At 69.5% G+C, this 24,531-nt stretch carries 13 protein-coding genes; 7 read left to right on the forward strand and 6 right to left on the reverse strand.

Annotation, left to right across the window (positions count from 1 at the left end):
- Positions 1-5: 5 nt before the first annotated feature.
- From ACFWFP_RS01360 to ACFWFP_RS01385, 6 genes are all read right to left on the reverse strand, one after another.
- Entirely contained in the window at positions 6-794 is a 789-nt protein-coding gene (locus ACFWFP_RS01360) for an ABC transporter permease (protein ID WP_379292548.1), read from the reverse strand.
- Entirely contained in the window at positions 794-1,612 is an 819-nt protein-coding gene (locus tag ACFWFP_RS01365) for an ABC transporter permease (protein WP_379292549.1), read from the reverse strand. Before ACFWFP_RS01365 ends, ACFWFP_RS01360 begins: the two co-directional genes overlap by 1 nt.
- Positions 1,609-2,619, reverse strand: coding sequence for an ATP-binding cassette domain-containing protein (locus ACFWFP_RS01370; RefSeq protein WP_379292550.1), 1,011 nt, complete (start codon positions 2,617-2,619; stop codon positions 1,609-1,611). The genes ACFWFP_RS01365 and ACFWFP_RS01370 overlap by 4 nt, the downstream gene beginning before the upstream one ends.
- Positions 2,616-16,049, reverse strand: coding sequence for an amino acid adenylation domain-containing protein (locus ACFWFP_RS01375; protein WP_379292551.1), 13,434 nt, complete (start codon positions 16,047-16,049; stop codon positions 2,616-2,618). Before ACFWFP_RS01375 ends, ACFWFP_RS01370 begins: the two co-directional genes overlap by 4 nt.
- A gap of 144 nt (positions 16,050-16,193) precedes the next feature.
- A complete protein-coding gene (locus ACFWFP_RS01380; protein WP_379292552.1) occupies positions 16,194-16,616 on the reverse strand; it encodes a hypothetical protein in 423 nt (140 codons plus the stop codon).
- Between the two features lie 187 nt (positions 16,617-16,803).
- Entirely contained in the window at positions 16,804-17,607 is an 804-nt protein-coding gene (locus ACFWFP_RS01385; RefSeq protein WP_379292553.1) for a VOC family protein, read from the reverse strand.
- 297 nt (positions 17,608-17,904) lie between these two features.
- Here ACFWFP_RS01385 and ctaD point away from each other — a divergent pair, with 297 nt between their 5' ends.
- From ctaD to ACFWFP_RS01420, 7 genes are all read left to right on the forward strand, one after another.
- Positions 17,905-19,647, forward strand: a complete 1,743-nt coding sequence (ctaD, locus tag ACFWFP_RS01390; RefSeq protein ID WP_378991529.1) for a cytochrome c oxidase subunit I — start codon at positions 17,905-17,907, stop codon at positions 19,645-19,647.
- An 81-nt stretch (positions 19,648-19,728) separates the two neighbouring features.
- On the forward strand, positions 19,729-20,958 hold the full coding sequence (serB, locus tag ACFWFP_RS01395) for a phosphoserine phosphatase SerB (protein ID WP_379293716.1): 1,230 nt from the start codon (positions 19,729-19,731) through the stop codon (positions 20,956-20,958).
- A 79-nt stretch (positions 20,959-21,037) separates the two neighbouring features.
- Positions 21,038-21,460 carry a hypothetical protein gene (locus ACFWFP_RS01400; RefSeq protein WP_379292554.1) on the forward strand — a complete coding sequence of 141 codons (423 nt, stop codon included), beginning with the start codon at positions 21,038-21,040 and terminating at the stop codon, positions 21,458-21,460.
- A gap of 116 nt (positions 21,461-21,576) precedes the next feature.
- Positions 21,577-22,359, forward strand: coding sequence for a peptidyl-tRNA hydrolase (locus ACFWFP_RS01405; protein ID WP_379292555.1), 783 nt, complete (start codon positions 21,577-21,579; stop codon positions 22,357-22,359).
- A 140-nt stretch (positions 22,360-22,499) separates the two neighbouring features.
- Positions 22,500-22,658 carry a hypothetical protein gene (locus ACFWFP_RS01410; RefSeq protein WP_379292556.1) on the forward strand — a complete coding sequence of 53 codons (159 nt, stop codon included), beginning with the start codon at positions 22,500-22,502 and terminating at the stop codon, positions 22,656-22,658.
- 18 nt (positions 22,659-22,676) lie between these two features.
- Positions 22,677-23,513, forward strand: a complete 837-nt coding sequence (locus tag ACFWFP_RS01415) for an ABC transporter ATP-binding protein (protein ID WP_379292557.1) — start codon at positions 22,677-22,679, stop codon at positions 23,511-23,513.
- Between the two features lie 211 nt (positions 23,514-23,724).
- A complete protein-coding gene (locus ACFWFP_RS01420) occupies positions 23,725-24,531 on the forward strand; it encodes an NUDIX hydrolase (RefSeq protein WP_379292558.1) in 807 nt (268 codons plus the stop codon).

Genomic DNA, 24,531 nt, shown 5'->3' on the forward strand with positions numbered 1-24,531 from the left:
CCGAGCTACCGGCGGCTCGCGCGCCGGAAGCCGATGGCGGCGGGCACAGCGAACACCAGGACCGCGGCGCCGGACCAGGCGAGGGTGAGCAGCAGGGGCACGGCGACCGGACCGTGATCGGCCAGTCCGCGCATCGCGTCGACGGCCACCGACATCGGCTGGTAGCGCACCACCGGCTGAATCCAGGTCGGGAAGGCGACGAGCGGCACGAAACCGGTGCTGAAGAACATCATCAGTGAGGCGAGGATCGTGATGCCCTCGACCAGCGAGGCCTTCGCGCTGTAGACGGCCACGGCGGTGACCATGGTGGCGAAGGCGAGCCCGAACACCACGGGGATCGCCAAGAACACCAGGGCGGCCAGCGGACCGTGGTGGAAGCGGAAGCCGAGCAGGTAGCCGACGATCAGCACCGTCAGGGTGCCCAGCAGGATCCGGCAGCCCTCGGCGAGGATGCGGGACATCAGGCCCGACGCACGATGTACGGGCAGCACCCAGAATCGGGCCAGCAGGCCCGCGTCGCGTTCCCGGCCGAGCAGCACGCCGCTCGCGACGGCGCCCGACAGCGCGCCGACGAGGGCGACCATCGGGACCGAGCCGTAGAGCGCGTCGTCGCCGGTGAACTTCTCGATCTGACCGCCCACCACGATGTTGAGCATCACCAGCAGCAGACACGGGATGAGCAGGGTCTCGAGCAGCGTGACCGGGTTGCGTGCCCATCGCACCAGCAGCCGCTCGGTCTGGATCAGCGTGTGCCGCAGCAGCGACGTCGCCGAGGTCTCCGATTGGTCTGTCATCAGGCCCTCCTGGCACTGAGCCGGATGGCCACCGGCGCGCAGATCGCCACCATGGCGGCGAGCCAGAGCAGCGACGGGGTCACCAGTGACCAGGTCACCGTTCCGGCGTTGCCGGTGGTGTCACCGGCCAGCGCGCGCAACACGATCGCGAACTGGGAGACCGGTTGATTGCGGACGAACCACTGGATCCACTCCGGGAACTGGCTCGCCGGTGCGAGACCGGTCGAGAGCATGCCGAAGATCAACGGGGGCAGCAGCAGCGCCTGCGAGGTGGCTTCGGGGCTCTTGGACAGCGTGCCGATCACATCCGCGCCGAGGGTGAACGCGAGTCCGATGAGGATCGAGAACGCCAAGTAGCCGAGGGTGTGCGCGGCGTCGAGCCGGAATCGGAATCCGATCACATAGCCCGCGGCGATCCCCGCGGCCAGCGCGATCAGCAGCCGGAACAGGTTGGCCGACATCCGCGCCGCGACCGGAACCAGCGGGCGCAGCGGCATCGCGCCGAAGCGGCGGTTGAGGCCGGCGACTGAATCGGAGGCCGAGCGGAACGCCGCCGAGATGGCGGTGAACGCGGCGGCCTGCAGGATCACCAGCGGCATCATGTACTGGGCGTAGCTGCTGAAACCGTTGCCGGAGAACGTCATCACGGTTTTCAGCGGGATGTAGAAGCTGGCCGTGAAGGCCGCGGGCGCGAGTACCGAGGCGAGGAACTCGCCGGTTTTGATCGAGGGCACGATCAGCCGGGTGCTCAGGACCCACCACTGCTGCACCGTCACCGGTGTCGCGCGCGCGGAGGTGTTCCACGTGGCGGCGGTCATGCCGTGGCCTTCGATTCGTCCTCGGACGAAGCCAGGTGACCGGTGAGTTGCAGGAACACATCGTCGAGCGAGGGCCTGCGCAGGGCGATGTCGACGAGTTCGACCGAGGCGTTGTCGAGTCGCCGCAGGGCCTCGGCGAGGGTCTTGGCACCCTCGGGCGCGGGGATGGTGATGCGGTCTGTTTCGGGGGTGATCGCGGCCAGGTTCTCCGCGGGCAGCAGCGAGCCGAGCGCGGTGACGATGGTGGGCAGCCCTTCCAGATCCAGCGGCACGATCTCGCAGTAGCTGCCGCCGGTGCGATGTTTCAACTCGTCCGCGGTGCCCGAGGCGATCACCACACCGTGGTCGATCACGATGATCTGGTCGCTGAGCGCGTCGGCCTCCTCCAGATACTGGGTGGTGAGCAGGGTGGTGATCCCCGCGGTCTTGAAGCTGCGCACCAGGTCCCAGACACCCTGCCTGCTGCGGGGATCCAGGCCGGTGGTCGGCTCGTCGAGGAACACGACGTCGGGCCGCACCACCAGTCCACACGCGATGTCGATGCGGCGCCGCATGCCGCCCGAGTAGGTGCCGACGCGCCGATTCGCGGCCGTCTCCAGGTCGAATTCGCCGAGCAGTTCCCTGGCCCTGGCCTGCGCCTGCGGTTTGCGCAGCCCCATCAGCCTGCCGAACATGACGAGGTTCTCGTAGCCGCTGAGCATGTCGTCGAGCGCGGCGTACTGCCCGGTCAGCATGATGCGCTTGCGCACCGCGGCGGGGTCGGCGACGACATCGTGTCCGGCGACCACCGCGCGCCCGCTGTCGGGCGTGACCAGGGTGGACAGGACGTTCACCATCGTCGTCTTGCCCGCGCCGTTGGGGCCGAGGATGCCGAGCACCTCACCGGGGGCGGCCTCGAAATCGACACCGCGTAGGGCGTGCACGTCGCCGAAGGACTTCTCGATCCCTTCGACCACGACCCCACCGGTGCGCGGGTTGCTCTGCACGAGAGTGTGTTCGACGCTCATATCCGGTCTCCTGCTTCCAAGTGGTCATCGAGCAGTGGCGAGATGATCGACAGTGCGTAGGGATTGGTCATGTCGTCGTGGGTCACGTCGACGTCGTGGTCGGTGATGCTGCCGGTGACGTAGGGCCGCCACCCGTCGGGTCCCATCCATTCGGCGGGGTCGACGGTGGCGCGGAAATAGACGACGTCGCCGTGGTAGACCGGCCGCTGATATCCGGTCCGGGTGCCCGCGGAGGCGTTGTAGGAGCCCGCCATGCGCTCGATGGTGGCCGCGTCGATGAGTTCGACCCCGCCGAGCCGGGCGGTGATGAGCTCGGCCGCTTGTTCGGCGGTCGATTCGGCGGGCACGTCGTCGATGCCGAAGATGGCGCCGAAGGTGTTGATGAAGGCGCCCGGCGAGAGACGCTCGATGGTGTCGCCGTCGATATCGGCGGTGTCGGTGTCCAGGAGTGCCACGACGCCCACCTGCTCGCCCGCCGCCCTCAGTTCCACCGCCATGGCCTGGGCGATGAGTCCGCCGAAGGACCAGCCGAGCAGGTGGTAGGGGCCGCTCGGCTGCACCGCGCGGATTTCGCGCACGTAGCGCCGGGCGAACTCCTCGATGGAGCGCGCGGAGGGTTCGCGGCCGCTGAGGTCGGGTGCCTGGAGCCCGTAGATCGGGCGGCCCGGCCGAAGCTGTTCGGCCAATCCCAGGTAGCTCCACGACATTCCGGAGGAGGAGTGGACGCAGAACAGCGCGGGTCGATCGCCGTCAGGTCGGATCGGCAGCAGCACGTCGAGACCGAGTCCGGTCGGTCCCGGTTCCACGACCGTGGCCGTGCGCGCTGTCATGGCGGCGGCTTCGTCGGCCGAAGCGGACTGGGCGGCCGGGGTTTCGGCGAACCGTGCTGCCGCGTCGAGTGCCTCGACCCAGAGGCTGGCGAGTTCGGCGACCTCCGCACGATCCAGTAGCTGTGCCGCGTAACCGAAGTCGGCCCGCAGCCGGTTGCCGACGACCACGGCGTTGATCTCGATCGTCGCCATGATCGGCACCTCCGGATGTTCGGCCGCCTCGAGCTCGCCGAGCGCGTCGGTGGGTAGCCAGCCGAGACCTTCGAGGCCGGGTGGGGTGTCGACCGAGGTGTGCCCGCCCAGGTAGTTCACGCAGATCTGGCCGGGCAGCCGCGTCGGAAGTTGTTCGGCTGCTTCGGTGTTCAGGTAGCGCAGCAGGCCGAAGCCGATGCCCTTGTCGGGGACCGCGAGCAGGTCGTGCTTGACCCGGCAGATGGCCGCCCCCATGGCCGGGCCGCCCGCCAGCGCGTCGTCGATGTCGATGCCGGCCAGATCGAGGCGCACTGGGTACAGGTTCGTGAACCAGCCGATGGTCCGCGACAGGTCGGCGCCGGGCACGACTTCTTCCTGTCTGCCATGGCCTTCCAAGCGCAGCAGCGCCGAGGGCTCGTCCACGCCTCTGCGCGCACGCCAGCGCACCAGCGCCACGGCCAGGGTGGCGAACAGCGCGTCGGTGACACTGCCCTGGAACAGCCGGGGCAGGGTGGTGAGCAGCGCTGTGGTGGTGTCTTCGTCGACCTCGATGTCGAGGCGCCGGACGGTCTGCCCCTGATCCGTGCCCGGATCGAGCTGACGGGTGCCGAGCAGTGGGTCGGGGCCGTGCACCACCGCTTGCCAGTACGGGAGTTCGGCGCGACGCCGCTCGGAACGGGCCTGCTCGGTCATGGCGTGCGACCAGCGCCGCATCGACGTGCCGATATCGGGGAGGGCCGGGGTGGCGCCCGCCGATACCTGGGCCCAGGCGGCGATCAAGTCCTGCACCAGGATTCGCCACGACACGCTGTCGATCGCGAGATGGTGCGCGACGATGATCAGGCGCCCGGGTCCGGTGTGCGCACCGGCGTCGCCGACCGGATCCAGCCACACGAACTGCAGCACGACCCCGTCCGCCGGATTCAGCCGGTTCATCGCGGAGTCGAGCTCGGTCTGGGCGTATTCGCGCAGCTCGATCGGGTCGATGGCGGCGTCGAAGGCCGTGCGGTGCACCAGTGCGCCGACGTCGATGGAACCGGGGTCGGCCACGCGCACCCGCCAGCCGTCCTCGGCGGCCCACAAGCGGGCTCGCAGCATGTCGTGCCGGTCGATCACGGCCGCGAGGGTGGCGACGAGTTGCGCGCGTTCGATGCCGACGGGCAGTTCCAGGACCGCGGTCTGGGCGAACCGGTCGAAATCGCCGCCGCGTTCCACCATGTAGCGCACGATCGGCGTCAGCGGCAGGTCACCGGTGCCGCCGCCGGGCAGTTCGGCGAGCGCTTCCACTGTCTCGGCGGCATCGACGGCCGCGCCCAGCGCCGCCACCGTGCGGTGTTCGAAGACCTGCAACGGCGTGCAGTGCACGCCGCGCAGCTTCGCCTGGCTGACGAGCTGGATGGCGAGGATGCTGTCGCCGCCGAGGGCGAAGAACGAGTCGTCGATGCCGACCTGTGCGCGGCCGAGCAGTTCGGCGTAGACCTCGGCGAGGACCAGTTCGGTCGGTGTCTCCGGTGCGCGGTACGGGGTGTCGTCGGTGGCGAACACCGGCTCCGGCAGGGCTTTTCGGTCGAGTTTGCCGACCGCGTTGATGGGGATCTCGTCCAGCACCACGAACGCGGCGGGCACCATGTACGCGGGGAGCGTGCCGGCGGCGAGAGCGCGGATGTGCGCGATGTCGAGGTCGGCGCCGGGCATGCGCACCAGGTAGGCGGCGAGGGCGGTGGAACCGGTGGGACCGGGAACGCCCAGCGTCACCGCGATATCGACGCCGTCGATGGCGCCGAGCACCGCGTCGATCTCGCCGAGCTCGATGCGCTGACCGCGCACCTTGACCTGGAAGTCGGTGCGGCCGAGGTATTCCAGGGTCAATGCGGCAGGTGAACCCGCGGGTCCGTCCGCTCGAGCGGAGCCGGCGGTGCGAGACCACCGCACCGAGTCGCCTGTGCGATAGAGGCATTCGCCGGGGCGACCGAAGGGGTTGGCGATGAAACGGGCTGCCGTCAAGCTCGGTCGCGCGTGGTAGCACCGGGCGAGGGCGGTGCCGGCCAGGTACAGCTCACCCGCGACGCCGACGGGTACCGGGCGCAGGCGGTCGTCGAGGACGAGTGCGGACGCACCGCGAACCGGAGCGCCGATGGTCACCGGTTCCGCGGCGGACAGCGGCTCGGAACCTGTTGCCCAGATGGTGTATTCGGTGGGGCCGTACAGGTTGACCATCGTCGGCCCGCCGGCACCGCCGCACCAGCGCGCGACGAGATCGGGGCCGACCGCCTCACCCGCGACCGCGAGCACCCGCAGGCTCGACACGGCGGCGGGGTCGATGGTGGCCAGTGCCGACGGCGTGATCACCATGTGGGTGACCTGCTCGGCGGCGATCAGTTCCGCGAGGGGACCGCCGCCGAAGACCTCCGGCGGGGCGATCACCGAGGCGCCGCCGCAACCGAAGGCCATGAGCGCCTCGAAGACCGACGCGTCGAAGCTCGGCGAGGCGACCTGCATCACCCGGGCGTGTTCGTCGAGAGTGAGGTCGGTGCGCTGGGAGTCGACCAGGTCGGCCAGGCCGCGATGCGTGACGGTGACACCTTTCGGGGTGCCGGTCGAGCCGGAGGTGTAGATCATCCACGCCGGGTTCTCGACCCTGATCGGAACCGGTAGTTCCCCGGGGGTGAGGTCCGCGTCGTCGGTGGCGTCCAGGCGGTTGGCGAAGCCGGGGTCGTCCAGGATCAACCAGTGGGTGGCGCCGGAGAGCTTCGGCCGGTGTTCGGCGAGGGTGATCCCGACCTGGGCGCCGGAATCGGTGAGCATGTGGTCGATGCGGTCCGGCGGGTGCTTCGGGTCGACCGGCAGGAACGCCGCGCCCACCTTCGCCGCCGCCCAGATGCCGATGTGGAGCTCGGCACACCGCGGGAGGCCGAGGGCTACCACGGATTCCGTGTGCGCTCCGGCCTCGATCAGCAGCCTGGCCAACTGATTCGACCGGGCGTTGAGGGCACCGTAGGTGATCGTCGCGGTGTTGGCGACCAGGGCTGGTCGGCCGGGGCAGGTTGACGCGGTGGCGGTGAGCAGCTCGGCCAAGGTGGTCGTGCCCGCGGTGGCGGGGCCGCGGACCGGGATGAGTTCCGCGCGTTCGGATTCGGCGAGCACATCGATATCGGCGAGGCGGATATCGATGTCGGTGAGGACGGCGGCGAGCACCTGCCGCCATCGGGTCGCGAACGAGGTGACCGTGGCGGCGTCGAACAGGTCCGTCGCGTAGGTGAGGACGCCGTCGATGCCTGCCGGGCCGGTCTCGTCGAAACGTTCGCGCAGGTCGAGGGTGAGGTCGAAGGCCGAGGAGCGGCGGTCGAAGTCCTCGACCTCGACCCGGAGCCCGGGCAGTTCGAGCACCGGTTCGACGAAGTTCTGGAGTGAGAGCGACATCTGGAACAGCGGGTGATGGGCGGTCGACCGGGTGAGGTCGAGCGCCGCGACGAGCTGCTCGAACGGGACGTCGGCGTTGCCGAAGGCGTCGAGGTCGGTGGCGCGCACGGTGGCGAGCAACTGCCGGAAGCCGGTGCCGGGGTCGACGGGCGTGCGCAGGGCCAGGGTGTTGACGAACATGCCGACGAGATCGTCCAGCGCGGCCTCGCCGCGGCCCGCGACCGGCGTGCCGATGACGACATCGCCGGTACCGGCGAGTCGGGCCAGGAGCATCGCGAGGGCGGCGTGGACGACCATGAAGACGCTGACATCGTTCGCGGTGGCGAAGTCGATCAGCGCGCGGTGGGTCTGTTCGTCGACGGCGAAGTCGACATCGTCGCTGCGCATCGTCTGCACCGCCGGGCGGGGGCGGTCGGCGGGAAGCTCGAGCGCGTCCGGTGCGCCGTCGAGCGTCTCACGCCAATACCGGATCTGCTGTGCTGCCACAGAATCCGAGTCGGTCGCGCTGCCGAGAAGCTCGCGATGCCACAGCGCGAAGTCCGCGTAGTGCACCGTGAGCGGGGGCCGGCCGGGGGCGCCGCCCGATGCCCGCGCCGAGTACGCGGCGACCAGATCCGCCGCCAACGGGGCCATCGATGCGCCGTCAGCGCTGATGTGGTGCACGACGAGGACGACTACATGCACCGGGACAGGGTCTTCGGATCGTGGGGCGCCCTCGGCGCGCGACGAAAGGCCGGCGATCGGCGCGAGGGGGGCACTGACCGGCGCCGCATAGTCGAACGGCGTTGTCCCGGGAGCCGGATGGGCGTTGTGGGCTCCGGTCGTGGCTGGGCGACGGTGGAGGCGGAACAGGCTGACACGCAGTGGCGCGTGACGGGTGAGATCGAAGCCGGTGCCTGCCAGCTCGTTGATCTGATCCCGCAGTGGCGCACCGTCTTCGGTATCGATCAGCGGCATCGACGGAACCGCGGTGTCGATGCCGACGATGACCTGACGCGGGCCCTCGGCATCGGCGGGGTAGCGGGTGCGCAGGCTTTCGTGGCGTTCGACCACGTCGGCGAGTGCGCGGCGCATGGCCTCCACATCGAGGGTGCCGGTGAGGCGAAGGGCGATCGCGATGTTGTAGGCCGACGAGTCGGGGTCGAGCTGATTGAGCACCCACATGCGCTGCTGGGCCGGGGACAGGGGGATGCGGTCCGGGCGCAGGCGCGGGGCCAGCGCGGGCCGGCCGGGACTGCCCTCGGCGGCGGGGACGACCCGCGCCGACAGTTGGGCGACGCTCGGCGCGTCGAACAGATCACGCAGCGCGATGGTGGAGCCGAGCGCCGAATTGACCCGGGCGACGACCTTCGTCGCGCTCAGCGAGTTGCCGCCGAGTTCGAAGAAGGACTGGTCGACGCTCACCCGTTCGCTGCCGAGTACCTCGGCGAACACCGCGGCGACGGCCTGTTCGATCGGTGTGCGCGGCGCGAGATAGGACTGCTGGGTGGCCGAGAAGTCCGGTATCGGCAAGGCTTTGCGATCCAGTTTGCCGACCGGAGTGAGCGGGATATCGTCCAGGACAACGACATAGGCGGGCACCATGTACCCCGGCAGTTCCGCCGCGACCTGCGCGCGTAGCCGTTCGGTGTCGAGTTCGACCTCCGGCACGGCAAGCACGTAGGACACGAGCACGGTGGCCCCCGCCGGTCCTTCGCGACCGATCGTCACCGCGTAGTCGACCTCGTCGTCGCGCGAGAGCACGGCGTCGATCTCGCCCAGTTCGATCCGCAGGCCGCGGATCTTGACCTGGAAGTCGCTGCGGCCCAGATATTCCAGGGTGAGCGCGGCGTTCTCGTCCGTGACCCAGCGCACCATGTCGCCGGTTCGGTACATCCGTTCCCCGGCCACGCCGAACGGGTTGGCGACGAACCGGCCCGCGGTCATCTCGAACCGGTTGAAGTAGCCGCGCGCCAGTGCGGGCCCGGCCAGATACAGCTCACCGGCGATGCCGACGGGAACCGGACGCAACCAGCTGTCCAGCACCACCAGTGCCGCACCGCGAATCGGCCCGCCGATGGTGACGGGCTCGCCGGGGAGCAGTTCGGCGGGGCCGGTCGCCCAGATGCTGAACTCGGTGGGGCCGTACAGATTCACCATCCGCCTGCCCGCGGCCCACTTCTCGATGAGCTCGGGGGTGGCCGCCTCACCGGCCACCGCCAGCACCCGCAGCTCGGTGAGATCGGTGGGCTCCATCGTCGCCAGCGCCGACGGGGTGATCACCGCATGGGTGACCCCCTCCGCGCGCAGCAGCGCCTGGAGTTCGCCGCCGCCGTAGACCTCCGGCGGCGAGACGACCAGGCGTCCCCCCGCGGCGTGCGCGGTCAGCATCTCGAAGACCGAGGCGTCGAAGCTGGGGGAGGCGACCTGCAGTGCGCTGGCGGTCGGGTCGAGCGCCAGGGTTTCGCGCTGGGCGGCGACGAGATTCGCGATGCCGCGATGACTGAGCAGGACCGCCTTCGGTTTGCCGGTGGAACCGGAGGTGTAGATCAGATAGGCCGTGTGGTCGATGTCGAGCGGGCCGCCGCGCTCGGCGTCGGTGATCGGCGCGTCCGAGACCAGCATGGCGCGGCGCATGGTGTTCAGATCGTCGAGCAACAGCCAGTCGATGGACCCGGGCAGGTCTTCGCCGACGGCGGTCACGGTGACGCCGATCGGGGCCTTCGAATCGGAGAGCATGTGCTCGATCCGCTCCACCGGATAGCTCGGATCCAGCGGGACGAAGGCCGCCCCCGTCTTGGCCAGCGCCCAGACGGCGACCACCGATTCCAGCGACCGGGTGAGTGCGAGCACGACGAAGGTCTCGGGGCCGATCCCGCGACGGAGCAGGACCCGGGCGAACCGGTTCGACCAGGCGTCGAGGTCGCCGTAACTCATCCGCAGCTCGCCCGCGCTGACCGCGATCGCGGCGGGATCGATGCGCGCGCCCGCGGTGAGAATGTCGGGCAGCGTGCGCATCGGCAAGGGCGGTGGCCCGTGAACCGGTGCCAGCGTGGCCAATTCGTCGTCACTGCAGTTGCGCAATTGCGAGACCGGGGTGTGCGGATTGTCGGCGAGTTGGGCGAGCACCCGGACGAAACGGTCCAGCAGCGTCTGTGCCGCAGCGGGTTCGAGCTGATCGGCCATGAACTTCACGGTGATGCGCAGGGCGTCGCCCGCGCCGGCCTCGCCACGCAGCGGAATCACCATGAGGTTCAACGGGTACGGCGTCGCGTCGGTGCCCTCGACATCGAGCACCCGCATGCCCGCGATGTCGAGCGCCTGCGACAGTGCCTCGCGATCGATCGGGTAGGACTCGAAAACGGTGAGGGTGTCGAACAATTCGGCCAGTCCGACCACGCGGTGGATGGCGGCGAGGCCGACGTGCTGGTGGTCCATGAGCCGTGCCTGCTCGGCCTGCACACGGGCCAGCAGGTCGCAGACCTGCTCCGACGGATCCAGCGTCACCCGCACCGGGACGGTGTTGATGAACAGCCCGACCATCTCCTCGACCCCGGGCAGTTCCGGCGGCCGACCGGACACCGTGGCGCCGAACACCACATCGGTGCGTCCGGTGAGCATCGCCAGCAGCAGCGACCAACCCGCCTGGACCAGCGTGTTCACCGTCGCGCCCGCTGCTCTGGCAGCGGCTTCGAGTGCCGCGACCGTGGCGCTGGACAGGTCGTGCGAGAGCATCGCGGTCTCGGTCGACTCGATGCCGGCGAGGGTGGGGACGGCACGGGTCGGGGTGTCGATTCCGGCCATGGCCTGTTTCCACGCGGAGAGCGAGGCCTCCGCGTCCTGGTCTCCGAGCCAGGACAGGAAGTCGCGGTAGGACTGGGCGGGCGGCAGTATCGACGCGTCGCCCGCGGTGACGTACAGGGTGAGCAGTTCCCGGACCAGCAGCGGTGTCGACCAACCGTCCAGCACCAGATGGTGATTGGTCATGACGAGCCGGAACGTTTCCTCGCCGGTCCTGATCAGGGTGAAGCGCAGCAAGGGGGGCCGGGTCAGGTCGAAGCGGGTCAGCGCGTCGAGCTCGATCACACGAGCGAGCTCGCGCGCTCGCTGGGCTTCGTCGGTGATCGTGGTGAGATCTACTTCTTCCCAGCGGATCTCGGCGGCGGACAGGACGAGTTGACGTGGCCCGTCGTCGGTCTCCACGAAGGCGACGCGCAGGTTCTCGTGCCGATCCACGAGCGCCTGTGCGGCACCGCGCAGCCGGGTGGCGTCGACCGTGCCCGCGAGGGTGAGCAGCGATTGGACCGTGTAACCGTCGGCGGTGTCGGAGTCGTAGAGCGCGTGGAAGAGCAGGCCGTACTGCAGCGGCGAGAGCGGCCAGATGTCGATGAGCGTCGGGTAGGCGTGCTCCCAGCGCTCGATCTGCGGCTGATCGACTGTGACGAGCGCGAAATCCGAGGGAGTGCGGCCACCCGCGTCGCCGGTTGCGGCGTGGGTGACCAGTGCCCGCAGGGCCTGCGACCACAGCTGCGCCAATCCGCGCACGTCGGCCTCGTCGAGCAGCCTGCTCGCATAGGCCCAGGTGACCTCCAGTCCGGCATCGGTCAGCACCGCGTTGATGTCGACGACCGCGGCCAGTGGGGCTCGGTCGTCGTTGGTCGCGGCGAAGCGTCGCGGCACCCAGGGATCGGCGCCGGTCACCGCCCTGCCGAGGTAGTTGAAGCTCAGCTGGGGTGTGGGCGCATCCGTCAGCTCCGCGGCGGCCTCGCGGTTCAGGTAGCGGAGCAGGCCGAAGCCGACCCCGCGATCGGGGACCGACCGCAACTGCTCCTTGGCCGCCTTGATCGCCGAGCCCGCTGCCGGGCCACCGGCGAACGCTTCGCCGAGGTCGATCCCGGTCAGGTCGAGCGCGACGGGGTACACACTGGTGAACCAGCCGACCGTGCGCGCGACATCGGCGCCGGGCAGCAGGGATTCGTCGCGGCCGTGGCCCTCCAGCGTCACCAGGGCGCCGGTCCGATCACGCCACCGGCACACGGCCATGGCGAGGGCGGCCAGCAGCACATCGTCAGCGCCGCAATGGAACTGCTCGGGCACGCCGTGCAAGACGGCCTGTGCGACATCCGAAGGCACCGTCGTCTGCCACTGCGCCATCGTGGCGACCACATCGAGGGCCGGGTCGAAGGCGCAAGGGGCCGACACGGTCTGCGCCACCGAAGTGGCCTTCGCGCTGTCAGCGGTCCGACGGTCGGCCCGGGCGAATGGTGGGTCGGGCGTGGCCAGGATTCTTTGCCAGATCGGCAGTTCGTCCAGACGTGTCGTGGCGTTCTCGGGCTGGCTGTGCGCCCAGCGGCGGAAGGAGGTCCCGATCGGGTCGAGTGCGCCGCCGAAGGCCGCGGTAGCCAAGTCCGGCAGCAGGATTCGCCACGAGACGCCGTCGGTGACCAGGTGGTGCAGGACCAGCCAGCACAGGGGGGCGGCGTCGGCGCGTTCGATGAACACGAAGCGGGCAACGGCGCCCGCGGTGGGATCGAGCAGGTCCGCGGCGTTCTGCAAGGCGCGCTCGACCGCGTCCTCGGTGTCGGCTCGGGCGACGTCGATCAGATCCCCGGCGTCGACCGAACCACGCTCGGCGACAATCCAGTCCCAGCCGTCGGCGGTCGGTCGCAGCGAGGAGCGGAGCAGATCGTGGTGCTCGAGCAGGACCTGGAGCGCCGCCGCGAGCCTCGGACGGTCGAAATCGTCGGGGAGCCCGATCAGGACGGCCTGCCCGTAGCGTCCCCAGGTGTCCGGATGCTCGACCATCGCGTGCACGATCGGGGTGAGTTCTACCGCACCGACCCCGCCACCGGGCAGCTCGTCCACCACGTGCGCCGCGGTGTCGTCGGCGACAGCGGCCAGCGCGGCGACCGTCTTGCGTTCGAAGACATCGCGGGCGCTGAACGAGATACCGGCGGCCTTCGCCCGCGAGACCAGCTGGATCGACACGATGCTGTCGCCACCGAGAGCGAAGAAACTGTCGTCGACACCGACCGTGTCGAGTCCGAGCACCTCGGCGAACAGGGTTGCCATAGCTTCCTCGCGCGGGGTGGACGGCGCCCGGCTCACGACCGAGCGGGCACCGAAATCCGGTGCGGGCAATGCCTTTCGGTCCACCTTGCCGAGCGGCGTCAGTGGTACCCGGTCGAGCACCATCACGACGGTGGGCACCATATACGCCGGAAGTGTCTCGCCCACAGCGGCTTTCACGGCTTCGGGATGGACATCGGCACCCGGCTCGGCCGTCACATAGGCGACGAGCGCGGTGGCGCCGGTCGGCGACTCGACACCGAGGGTGATCGCGAAGTCGATCCCGGGCAGCCGCTGCAACGCGGCATCGATCTCGCCGAGCTCGATCCGGTAGCCGCGCACCTTCACCTGGAAGTCGCTGCGTCCCTGGTATTCCAGGGTGAGGCGCGCCCCGTCGTCGGACCAGCGCACCAGATCGCCGGTGCGATACATCCGCTCGCCCGGTGCGTGCGGATTCGCCACGAACCGGCTCGCGGTCAAGCCGCCGCGCCGATGATAACCACGCGCGACGCCGGGGCCCGCGAGGTACAGCTCACCCACCGTGCCCGCGGGTACCGGGCGCAGCCACGGGTCGAGCACCAGGCCGGAGACACCACCGACCAGGCTGCCGATCGTCACCGGAGCGCCGGGCACCAGCGGTTCGCTCAGTGTGGTGGTGATGGTCGTTTCGGTGGGCCCGTACCCGTTGATCAGCGAGCGACCGGCCCACTTCGCCACCAGCTCCGGCGGGCACGCGTCACCACCGACCACGATCGTGCGCAAGTCGGGCAGCGTCGCCGGATCGAGCGAACCGACGACCGCCGGGGTGACATTGAGATGGGTGACCCGGTGCGTGCGCAGCACCCGCGCCATGTCCTCACCCGCGTACGCCGACGGCGGCACCACCGCCAGGGTCGCGCCTGCGGCCGCGGTCACCACGATCTCCTCGACGGAGATATCGAAACTCGGCGAGACCGCGTGGGCGACAACAGAGTCCGGCTCGACCCCGAACCCGGCTCCCGAACTCGCCGCGAGGTTCGCCAGGCCGCGATGCGAGACCAGCACGCCCTTGGGCAGACCGGTCGACCCGGAGGTGTAGATGATGTAGGCGACCTGATCCGGCGCGATCGCGGCAGTACGGTCGGCGTCGGTGATCGGCGCGGGGTCATGGGTGGCGAGGTCCGCGGCGGTGGTCGCGTCGTCCAGCGAGAGCCAATCGACATTGCCGGGCAGGGACTTTCGTACCTCGTCGATCGTCAAGCCGATGACCACCCCGCTGTCGTCGATCATGTGCTCGATGCGATCGTCGGGGTAGGTCGGATCGATCGGCACGAACGGCGCACCGGTCTTGGCCACCGCGATGGTGGCGAGCACGGAATCCGATGAGCGCGGAATCGACAGCGCCACAGCGTGTTCAGGCCCGGCACCGGCGGCGATCAGCACCCGGGCCAGGCGATTGGTGTAGTCGTCGACCTCGCGGTAGCTCAGGGTGTCGTCGACGCCCCAGCGCAGCGCCACCGCGTCCGGGTCGATCGCGGCGCCCGCGGCGAGGATCTCGGGCAGCGTGCGCGTCGCGACCCCGGCCGGACCACGCGCGGGCACCGAGGCCGCCCGCTCGGCATCCGAGAGAACCGGCACCGCCGAGAGCGGGGCGTCCGGTCCGGCGACGAGGAAACGATGCAGGAACAGCAGGAATCGCTCGTGATGGCCCGCCAGCTCGGCGTCGCTGTACAGGTTCGCGTTGCCCTGCAGATCGATATGGGTGCTCTCGCCGCCGACGCCCGGGTACAGGTTGACGAACAGGTCGTCGATCAGGCCGGAGGTGAGCACATGGAGCCGCCCGACGACCGGACCGAGCGCGATCTTGGTATCGACCATCATGAGATTCACGGCCGGACCGAACGACGCCGCCTCGTCCATCGCCCAGCCGAGATCGCGGACGATGTCCTCCTGGCGGTACCGCTGGCGGCGCAACGCACCGGTCAGCTCGCTCTGCACGGCGAGAATCGCCGCCCCGACGGTGGTGGTGGGATCGAGGCGCATGCGCAGCGGCACGACGTTGGCGAGCATGCCGCCCGAACGGCGCAGGGTCGCCGAGGTCCGCGCGGAGACCGGCAGGCTCAGCACCACTTCCGGCGCCCCGGTCATCGCGGCGAGATAGGCGCCGAACGCCGCGACCACCGTCGGTGCGACACCCGAATTCACCGACGCCGCCACCGAATCCAGCAGGGAACCGGTCTCCGCGGGCAGCGCGCCCGATACCCGGCTGGGGTGCGCGTCGACCTCGGCGTCGCGGCCGGCGAGCGTCACCGGATCCGCCAGCGCGGCCAAGTGCTCGCGCCAGTACTCGCGGTCGGTCGTGAAACGGTCGGAGGTGCGGTAGGCCAGATCGGCGTCGACGATCTTCTGCAACGGCTCGGCCTTGGTCCGCGGCGGCTCACGACCCTCGAAGGCGGCGTTGTAGAGCTCGCCGACGCGCTGCACCAGAGCCAGCGCGCCCATCCCGTCCAGCACGATGTGGTGCATGCGCGCGTACCAGAACCAGCGATCCTCACCGACGCGCAGCATGGCGATGCGGACTAATCGGTCGTGCATCACATCCAGTGGTGCGGTGTACTCGGCGCGCATCCACGCGTGCGCGGCCGCGTCCGGGTCGGGGCGGTCGCGCAGATCGAGTTCGGCGACGTCGTCGTCGAGGCTCAGATCGACGATCTGATGGGGGTGGCCGTCGATATCGACCAGCCGTAGATAGCCGGTACCGAATTCACGGCCGGTCCGCTGGACCGCGTCGATCAGCAGCGCGAGGTCGATCGCGCCGGACAGTTCGACGTACTGGGCGATGGAGATGGGGGTATCGCCCGCGATGTGCTGGGCGAACCAGATGCCGCGCTGGGCGGCCGACAAGGGGAAAGGGCCTTCGGGTGCGACGGCATCCGACGCATGCGAAGAAGACTGGATCATGAGCGAACCTGCATTCTCATGTCTGGATCTGGGCGTTCACCTCTGGTTCCCGACCGCCGGGTAGCCACCTGGTAGGTAGTACTCGCCGTTGCGTACTGCGCTCTATGTTCATTCTGGACCTGTATCGAGCGCATCGGAATGGGTTCAGGAGACTGCGCGCAGTTCCGTGGCCCCCAGCGGCGCGTCGGAGCTGACCAGATAGCGCTGCAGAGTCGAGCGATCGTCGAGCACCAGCCAGTCGATGCCGTCGGCGAGGTCGGCCCGGCCCGCCCGGGTGGTGATCCCGAATCCGGCGTCGGGGGCGGTGGACGCGCCCTCGGTCGGCGACACCGGAATCGCACCGATCTTGCGGACCGCGGCCTCGGCGACGACCGATTCGATCCGGGGGGCCACGGCGAGGGCGATCCGCTCGCCCGCGGAGGCGCCGCGGGTGAGCAGCAGCCGGGCCAGGCGGTTCGCCCAACGATCCAGGTCGGCGTCGGCGAGATGACCGGCGGCGATCGGTGCGCCGGAGCGGCTGCGCATCGGGATGACGTTGTCGGCGGGTGCGGTGACCAGGGTGCTCATCGTGTTCCCCTCGAAGGTTCGGCGGGTGTCTGTGGGTACACCTCTAATCTCGTCTTCGGGAGGGGGATCCGACAGCAACCCCAGCGTTGATGCGCCGACTCCCAGGGGGTGCGTATACCACCCCTGGGTGGGCGAATCCCGGCGGTGGCGGCCTCGTGCACGCGCCACCCACCGCCGTGGGTTCGCCTCAGCGGGCGTTTCCGCCGATGCTGAAATGCGCGCCGGTGGGGTCGATCAGGCCGGCGAGGCGGCCGTAGGGGGTGTTCATCGGTTCGAAGGCGATGGTGCCGCCGAGGGCCACCGCCTGTTCGGCGGACTTGTCGACGTCGTCGGCGCCGAAATAGACCGTCCACGAGCCGGGTACGCCCTCGGTGAGATGCCCGTTGGCGTCGAGGACGCCGCCGCCCATCGGGGGAACGGCGTGGATGGTGGTGTAGCGGAAGTCCGCGGTATCGGCGATCGTCAGGGTGTCGCGCCAGCCGAAGACGTCGCGGTAGAAGACCAGGGACTCGTCGTAGGCGCGGGTCATCAGCTCGAACCAGGACGGCACACCGACGTGGTCGGTCCAGGTCCCGTCGGCGACGAGGCCGACCGCGTCGAAACCGGCGAAGGTGTCGGCCTGCCAGACACCCACACCGATTCCGCCGACATCGGCGAGCACCGCCATCGCACCGAGATCGGCGATCGCCATCGGCTCGACGATCACCGCGCCGCCCGCGGTGCTCGCCGCGGCGGTCGTCGCCAGGGCATCGGGGGAGTCCAGGTAGACGGTCCAGCGGTCGGGGTAGGGGTCGCCGGGGTCGTCGTGGCGGCCCATCGCGCCCGCCACCGCCCGCCCGTCCTTGCGCAAGGTGGTGTAGCCGCCGAATTCCTCACCGCCGCGTTCGGCGGTCCAGCCGAACAGTTCGCCGTAGAAGGCGATCGCGCGGTCGAGATCGGTCGTGTAGAGGTCGACCCAGGTGGGATCACCGGGTTTCGGGCTGAACGACATGACTTCTCCTCGGCTGAAGGGGTAGCGCGTCAGCGACGCCGGCATGTTCGTGCGTCGGCATCGATCATGACGCGCCGACCGCCGAAAAGTCATCGCCGACAACCGTTGCACCCACGCGACCTGCGGAGGAAGATCGGGATCGCGAACTACGGCGCGCCGAATACGACACAGAGTAGGACCCGCGCGGAATGCTGCGGCAGCACGGTTTACGATTCACTCCAACGCATGTCTGCTGCTGTCCGTCATCGAGGCGCGGCCGGCTCTGCGAGTGACGTACAGGCATCTTCAGGAGGATCAGTGACTGCGGTAGAGCCCAGGCCAGTCCCTCAGTTGGAAGCGACTCGACCGTATCCGGCCCGGACCGGTCCGAAGGGCTCGTTCCTCTACAAGGCGGTCACCACCACCGACCCCAAGGTGCTCGGCACCATGTACTTGGTGACGGCGATCAGCTTCTTCCTGGTCGGCGGACTCATGGCGCTGCTGATGCGCGCCGAGTTGGCCCGTCCGGGTCTGCAGTTCCTCTCGCCCGAGCAGTTCAACCAGCTGTTCACCATGCACGGCACCATCATGCTGCTGTTCTACGCGACGGCGATCGTGTTCGGCTTCGCCAACATCATCCTGCCGCTGCAGATCGGCGCCCCCGACGTCGCCTTCCCGCGACTGAACGCGTTCAGCTACTGGCTGTACCTGTTCGGTGGCTCCATGGCGACCGCGGGCTTCGTGACCCCCGGTGGCGCCGCGGACTTCGGCTGGACGGCGTACGTGCCGCTCACCGACATCCTGCACTCGCCCGGCGTCGGCACCGACCTGTGGATCCTGGGCCTGGCCGTGTCCGGTCTCGGCACCATCCTCGGTGGCGTCAACATGCTCACCACCGTGGTCTGCCTGCGCGCACCCGGTATGACCATGTTCCGCATGCCGATCTTCACCTGGAACATCGCGGTCACCTCGGTCCTGGTGCTGCTCGCGTTCCCGCTGCTCACCGCGGCGCTGTTCGGTCTGGCCTACGACCGCCACCTGGGCGGCCACATCTACGACCCGGCCACCGGCGGCATCCTGCTCTACCAGCACCTGTTCTGGTTCTTCGGCCACCCCGAGGTCTACATCATCGCGCTGCCGTTCTTCGGCATCGTGTCCGAGATCTTCCCGGTGTTCAGCCGTAAACCGATCTTCGGTTACACCACGCTGGTCTACGCGACGCTCGGTATCGCGGCGCTGTCGATCGCGGTGTGGGCGCACCACATGTACGCCACCGGCGCCGTGCTGCTGCCGTACTTCTCCTTCATGACCTTCCTCATCGCGGTCCCGACCGGTGTGAAGTTCTTCAACTGGATCGGCACCATGTGGCGCGGTCAGCTGACGTTCGAGACACCGATGCTGTGGTCGATCGGCTTCCTGGTGACCTTCCTCTTCGGTGGTCTGTCGGGCGTCATCCTGGCCTCGCCGCCGCTGGACTTCCACGTCACCGACTCGTACTTCGTCGTGGCGCACTTCCACTACGTGCTCTTCGGCACCATCGTGTTCGCGACCTTCGCCGGTATCTACTTCTGGTTCCCGAAGATCACCGGCCGCATGATGGACGAGCGTCTGGGCAAGTGGCACTTCTGGACCACCTTCGTCGGCTTCCACACCACCTTCCTGGTGCAGCACTGGCTGGGCGCCGAGGGCATGCCGCGTCGCTACGCCGACTACCTGCCGTCCGACGGTTTCACCACGCTGAACACGATCTCCACGATCGGTGCGTTCATCCTGGGCTCGTCGATGCTGCCGTTCATCTGGAACGTCTTCAAGAGCTACCGCTACGGCGAGGTCGTCACGGTCGACGACCCGTGGGGCTACGGCAACTCCCTCGAGTGGGCCACCACCTGCCCGCCGCCGCGCCACAACTTCTACGAGCTGCCGCGCATCCGGTCCGAGCGCCCCGCGTTCGAGCTGCACTACCCGCACATGGTCGAGCGGATGAAGGCCGAAGCGCACGTGGGCTGGGGCTCGGGTAAGCACAGCACGCACGTGTCCGAAGGCGCGCTCGCGAAGAAGTAAGACACCACCGAACGACAGGGTGTGCACCTGCTGACAGACCAGCAGGTGCACACTCTTTTTGTGGGTATTCGAACGGAGCAGATCGACTTGGCTGACACCACAGTTCTCGTGACCGTCACCGGCCCCGACCGACCGGGCGTCACCTCGGTGCTGCTGGCGACGTTGTCCCGGCACCAGGTGAGCCTGCTGGACGTGGAGCAGGTGGTGATCAGGGGCCGACTCACCCTCGGGGTGCTGGTGTCGTGCCCCAACGACCCCGAGGCGTTGCAGGACGAACTCGAAGAGGCGATGAACACCGTCGGCATGCAGGTCGACGTGTCCGTGGACGCGCAGATCGGCAAGCCGCCGATGTCCACCCACGCGGTGGTGGTGCTCGGCGCCCCGGTCACCGCGAAGGCATTCAGCGCGATCTCGCGTGAACTCGCCACCGGTGGCGCCAATATCGACTCCATCCGTGGCATCGCCGACTACCCGGTGACCGGGATGGAACTGATGGTCACCGCGACCGACACCAGCGACGAAGGCGACGCGCGGCTGCGCACCGCACTGGCCGAGGTGGCCGTCGCCGAACAGGTCGACATCGCGGTGGAACGGGCCGGGCTGGCCCGCCGGGCCAAGCGCCTCATCGTGTTCGACGTGGACTCCACGCTGATCACCGGCGAGGTGATCGAGATGCTGGCCGCGCACGCCGGCGTCGAGGACCAGGTCCGCGAGGTCACCGAGGCCGCGATGCGCGGCGAGCTCGACTTCGCCGAATCGCTGCGGCAGCGCGTGGCCACCCTCGAAGGCCTCGACGAGTCGGTGATCGAGGAGGTTGCCGAGCGGATCGAACTCACCCCGGGCGCGCGCACCACGATTCGTACCCTGCGCAGGCTCGGCTTCCGTTGCGGTGTGGTCTCCGGTGGATTCCGGCAGGTGATCGAGCCGCTCGCACACGAGCTGGAACTCGATTTCGTGCAGGCCAACACCCTGGAGATCGTCGACGGCAAGCTCACCGGGCGCGTCGTCGGCGAAATCGTCGACCGGGCGTTCAAGGCGACCGCGCTACGCAAGTTCGCGGCCGAGGCGGGGGTGCCGATGGAGCAGACCGTCGCGGTCGGTGACGGCGCCAACGACATCGACATGCTCAACGCGGCCGGGCTCGGTGTGGCGTTCAACGCCAAGCCCGCGCTGCGCGAGGTGGCCGACACGGCGCTGTCGCACCCCTACCTGGACGCGGTGCTGTTCATTCTCGGCGTCACCCGCGACGAGGTGGAAGCGGCCGACGCGCGCGACGGCGGTGTGCGGCGGGTTCCGCTGCTCGGCCGGTAGCGTCACGCGGCATCGCGACCTCACCGACGTAGAGTGACGGCACAGGCACGTCGTCACCGCTCGTCACCGGGAGGTTGTTGTGCGCAGGTCTTTTCTCGTCCTGGTCGCCCTGGCGGGTCTCGGCGCAGTGACCGCCGGATGCGGCGACAAGACCGAAACCTATGACGTCACCCTCGAGCCGACCGCCGTTCCGCAGTCCGCGGCCGAGCCGCTGTTGATCGAACAGACCGCCAACGGCAGCACGGTCGTGGCCACGGTGGGTCAGCGCCTGCTGGTGCGCCTGCCGCAGAATCCCGCGTCGACCGGCGAGTGGGGCATGGTCAACGCCGAGAAGGGCATCCTGATGGCCGACGGTGGGCCGACCAGCGAGGGCAACGCCACGGTGTGGCCGTTCCGGGCGATCGAGCGTGGTGTCACCTCGCTGCAGTTCACGTACGGGCCGGCCAGCGAACCGTCTATCGGCCCGGAGCCGACCTTCATGGTGGATGTCCGGGTGAACTGAGCCGGGTCGGCGCGAGACCGCGTTCGCCGTCGGTGAGGCGGGAGAACCCGGGATGGCCACGCGCCGCACTATTAGGCTGGCGGGCGGACTGGTGTCGATCGAATGGGTGTTGTGGCATGGGTAGTGGGTTGGAAACCGAGGAGCAGGCCGCGGCCCCGGCCCGCGACGAGGCGGCCGAATTCGCCGCTCGGCACGCGGAATTGGCCCAGGGCTACGGCGGCGGCGGTGACCCCGGCGACCCGGCGATGGTGCAGGCGATGCAGATGGTGTTGCACATCCCCAAGGCTGACCCGCCCGCCCGCAGCGCACTGCTGGAAGCGGCCGCCGCCGCGGCGGTCGCGGTGTGCCTGGACCCGCGGTCGGGGCCGGGCGGGGAGTGGGAGCCGCGCTACCTCGCGTGGAAGCGGTCGCGGATCAGGAAGGTCGCCCGGCGGGCGCGCGGTGCGCAGTGGGTGGCAGCGGGAGACGTCGACGGGGTGACGGTCGAGGTCGACGGCGCGCAGGCCCGTGCGTTCGTCCCCGGCCCGGTCGGGGAGATCGATCCGCGTCTGCGCAAACTCCAGATCGGCGGCACCGATCTCGACCACGACGAGCCGGGCCCGGCGGATCCGGCATCGCCGGTGCTGTGGGTGAACGCGGCGCTGGAGATGTCGGTGGGCAAGGCGGCCGCGCAGGTCGGGCACGCGAGCATGCTGCTCGCGGGTGCGCTGCCGGTGGACGCGGCGGCCGCGTGGGCGGGCCGCGAGTTCCGCTGCGCGGTGCGCGACGCCGGCGCACAGCAGTGGGCGGGCTTGGTGGCCGAGGTGGCGGCGGGTCGTGCGGTCGCCGTGCGCGACGCCGGTTTCACCGAGGTGGCGCCCGGTTCGATGACGGTGATCGCGGTGCCGCCACGGGAGTGATCGCCTCGACACGCGCGTCCCGAATCCGGCAGTTGGATGGCGGTTTTCGCGACTCGCCGCGACAACGCGGTGTGGCGGCGGCGGCTCGCGGGTATACGTAACCGACAGCCGAGCACGTCGAGGTACAGGGAGGTTCCGCGATGATGACGACGATTGTGGTGATCCTGATCGTCTGGGTCGCGCTGTCGGTGCCGGTCTCCTTCGTCGCCGCGCGGATGTTGCGCGGCGATGGTCGCAGCACGGGTGACCCGTCGGCGACCAGGATCGACGAATCTCGCACGGGCCGGTCGCTGCGCTGAGAGCCCGCGTGGGCCAAGATGGAGCGCGTGTCGCAACCCGATCCCGATTTGCTCATCGACTTCTCCGACGTGACCATCCGTCGCTCGGGCCGAACCCTGGTCGGCCCGGTCTCCTGGCAAGTAGAGCTCGACGAACGCTGGGTGGTGCTCGGCCCGAACGGCGCGGGCAAGACCTCGCTGCTGAGAATGGCCGCCGCCGAACTCCATCCGACCTCCGGTAACGCGAATCTGCTGGGGGAGACGCTCGGTCGCGTCGACGTCACCGAATTGCGGCCACGGATCGGATTGTCCTCGGCGGCGGTGGCCAGCCGCATCCCGGTGGACGAGAGGGTCAGTGACCTGGTGGTCTCGGCCGGCTACGCGGTGCTCGGCCGCTGGCGTGAACGCTACGAGGACATCGATACCGAACGTGCCGTCGACATGCTGGAAACCCTCGGCGCCGAACACCTTTCCGACCGCACCTACGGCACCCTGTCCGAAGGTGAACGCAAGCGGGTGCTCATCGCGCGCGCCCTGATGACCGATCCGGAACTGCTGCTGCTCGACGAACCGGCCGCGGGCCTCGACCTGGGCGGGCGTGAGGAACTCGTCGAGCGTCTCGGCGATCTCGCCGCCGACCCCGACGCGCCCGCGATGGTGCTGGTGACCCATCACGTCGAGGAGATCCCGCCCGGCTTCACCCACGCGCTGCTCCTCAAGGAGGGTGAGGTGGTCGGCCAAGGTCTGCTGGGCGATGTCCTCACCGCCGCGAATCTGAGCAACGCCTTCAGCCAGTCCATCGCGCTCGACCGGGTCGACGGGCGATGGTTCGCGCGGCGGGCTCGTCGTTCGGGCGGGCATCGGCGCCGCAACTGAGCGCGGCCTCGTCGCACTGACCCGCGGGCACAGATTTCGCGTACCGGCGGCCGGGCCGACCCGGTGGGCGTCCGATCGCCGGGAATCCCGGCTCACGGTCGACCAAGCGGGCGTTAGGGTGCTGGAAGGGCCGCGCTCGAAGGAGGGCGGCCGGTCCGGTCGGCAGATCGGTGGTCGCCGGGCACGCGGTTCGGTGGTGGAGAGGAACGATATGAGTGAGTCCGGGGTCCTGGTGCGGGACGCGTCGACCGTGATGCTGGTGCGTGACGGCGAAGCGGGTATCGAGGTGTTCCTGCAGCGCCGGGTCAAGGGGATGGCGTTCGCGGCCGGGGTGACGGTGTTCCCCGGCGGTGGCGTCGACGCCGCCGACGGGACGGCCGATATCGCCTGGACAGGCCCCGAGCCCGCCTGGTGGGCCGAGCGTTTCGCCACCGACGAACAGACCGCGCAGGCGCTCGTCGCCGCTGCCGTGCGGGAAACGTTCGAGGAATGCGGCGTGCTGCTGGCCGGACCCACCGCCGATTCCGTCGTCGACGACTCGGCGCGCTATCGCGAGGCTCGCGGCAAGCTCGAGCGCCGCGAATTGTCGCTCGCCGATTTCCTCGCGGCCGAGGGCTTGGTGCTGCGCGCCGACCTGCTCCGTCCGTGGTCGAACTGGATCACGCCGGAGGCCGAACCCCGGCGCTACGACACCCGCTTCTTCGTCGCGGTGCTCCCGCAGGGCCAGATCGCCGACGGCGCCACCTCCGAGGCGTCCCACGTGGCCTGGCGGACGCCGCAGGACGCCCTGGCGAGCTGGCGGGCAGGCGAACACGTGCTGATGCCACCGACGTGGTCGCAGCTCGACGCACTGTGCGGATTCGCCGACACCGCCGCCGCGCTGGCCGCCGACCGTGTCGTGCGGCCGATCATGCCGAAGTACTCGCCGGGGGCGGGCGGCCGTCCGCTGTCGGACTTCCCCGACAACGAACGGTATTTCGACGAGCTGCCGCAATTGGGTGCGCTCGGCGGCCGGTAG

Source organism: Nocardia sp. NPDC060249 (assembly GCF_042728755.1).
Taxonomy (GTDB): domain Bacteria; phylum Actinomycetota; class Actinomycetes; order Mycobacteriales; family Mycobacteriaceae; genus Nocardia.

Coding starts and splice junctions, on each gene's coding strand:
- ACFWFP_RS01415 (WP_379292557.1), top strand. CDS start 22,677: ATGGAGCGCGTGTCGCAACCCGATCCCGATTTGCTCATCGACTTCTCC.
- ACFWFP_RS01370 (WP_379292550.1), bottom strand. CDS start 2,619: ATGAGCGTCGAACACACTCTCGTGCAGAGCAACCCGCGCACCGGTGGG.
- ACFWFP_RS01360 (WP_379292548.1), bottom strand. CDS start 794: ATGACAGACCAATCGGAGACCTCGGCGACGTCGCTGCTGCGGCACACG.
- ACFWFP_RS01420 (WP_379292558.1), top strand. CDS start 23,725: ATGAGTGAGTCCGGGGTCCTGGTGCGGGACGCGTCGACCGTGATGCTG.
- ACFWFP_RS01380 (WP_379292552.1), bottom strand. CDS start 16,616: ATGAGCACCCTGGTCACCGCACCCGCCGACAACGTCATCCCGATGCGC.
- ACFWFP_RS01365 (WP_379292549.1), bottom strand. CDS start 1,612: ATGACCGCCGCCACGTGGAACACCTCCGCGCGCGCGACACCGGTGACG.
- ACFWFP_RS01405 (WP_379292555.1), top strand. CDS start 21,577: ATGGGTAGTGGGTTGGAAACCGAGGAGCAGGCCGCGGCCCCGGCCCGC.
- ACFWFP_RS01385 (WP_379292553.1), bottom strand. CDS start 17,607: ATGTCGTTCAGCCCGAAACCCGGTGATCCCACCTGGGTCGACCTCTAC.
- ACFWFP_RS01375 (WP_379292551.1), bottom strand. CDS start 16,049: ATGATCCAGTCTTCTTCGCATGCGTCGGATGCCGTCGCACCCGAAGGC.
- ACFWFP_RS01410 (WP_379292556.1), top strand. CDS start 22,500: ATGATGACGACGATTGTGGTGATCCTGATCGTCTGGGTCGCGCTGTCG.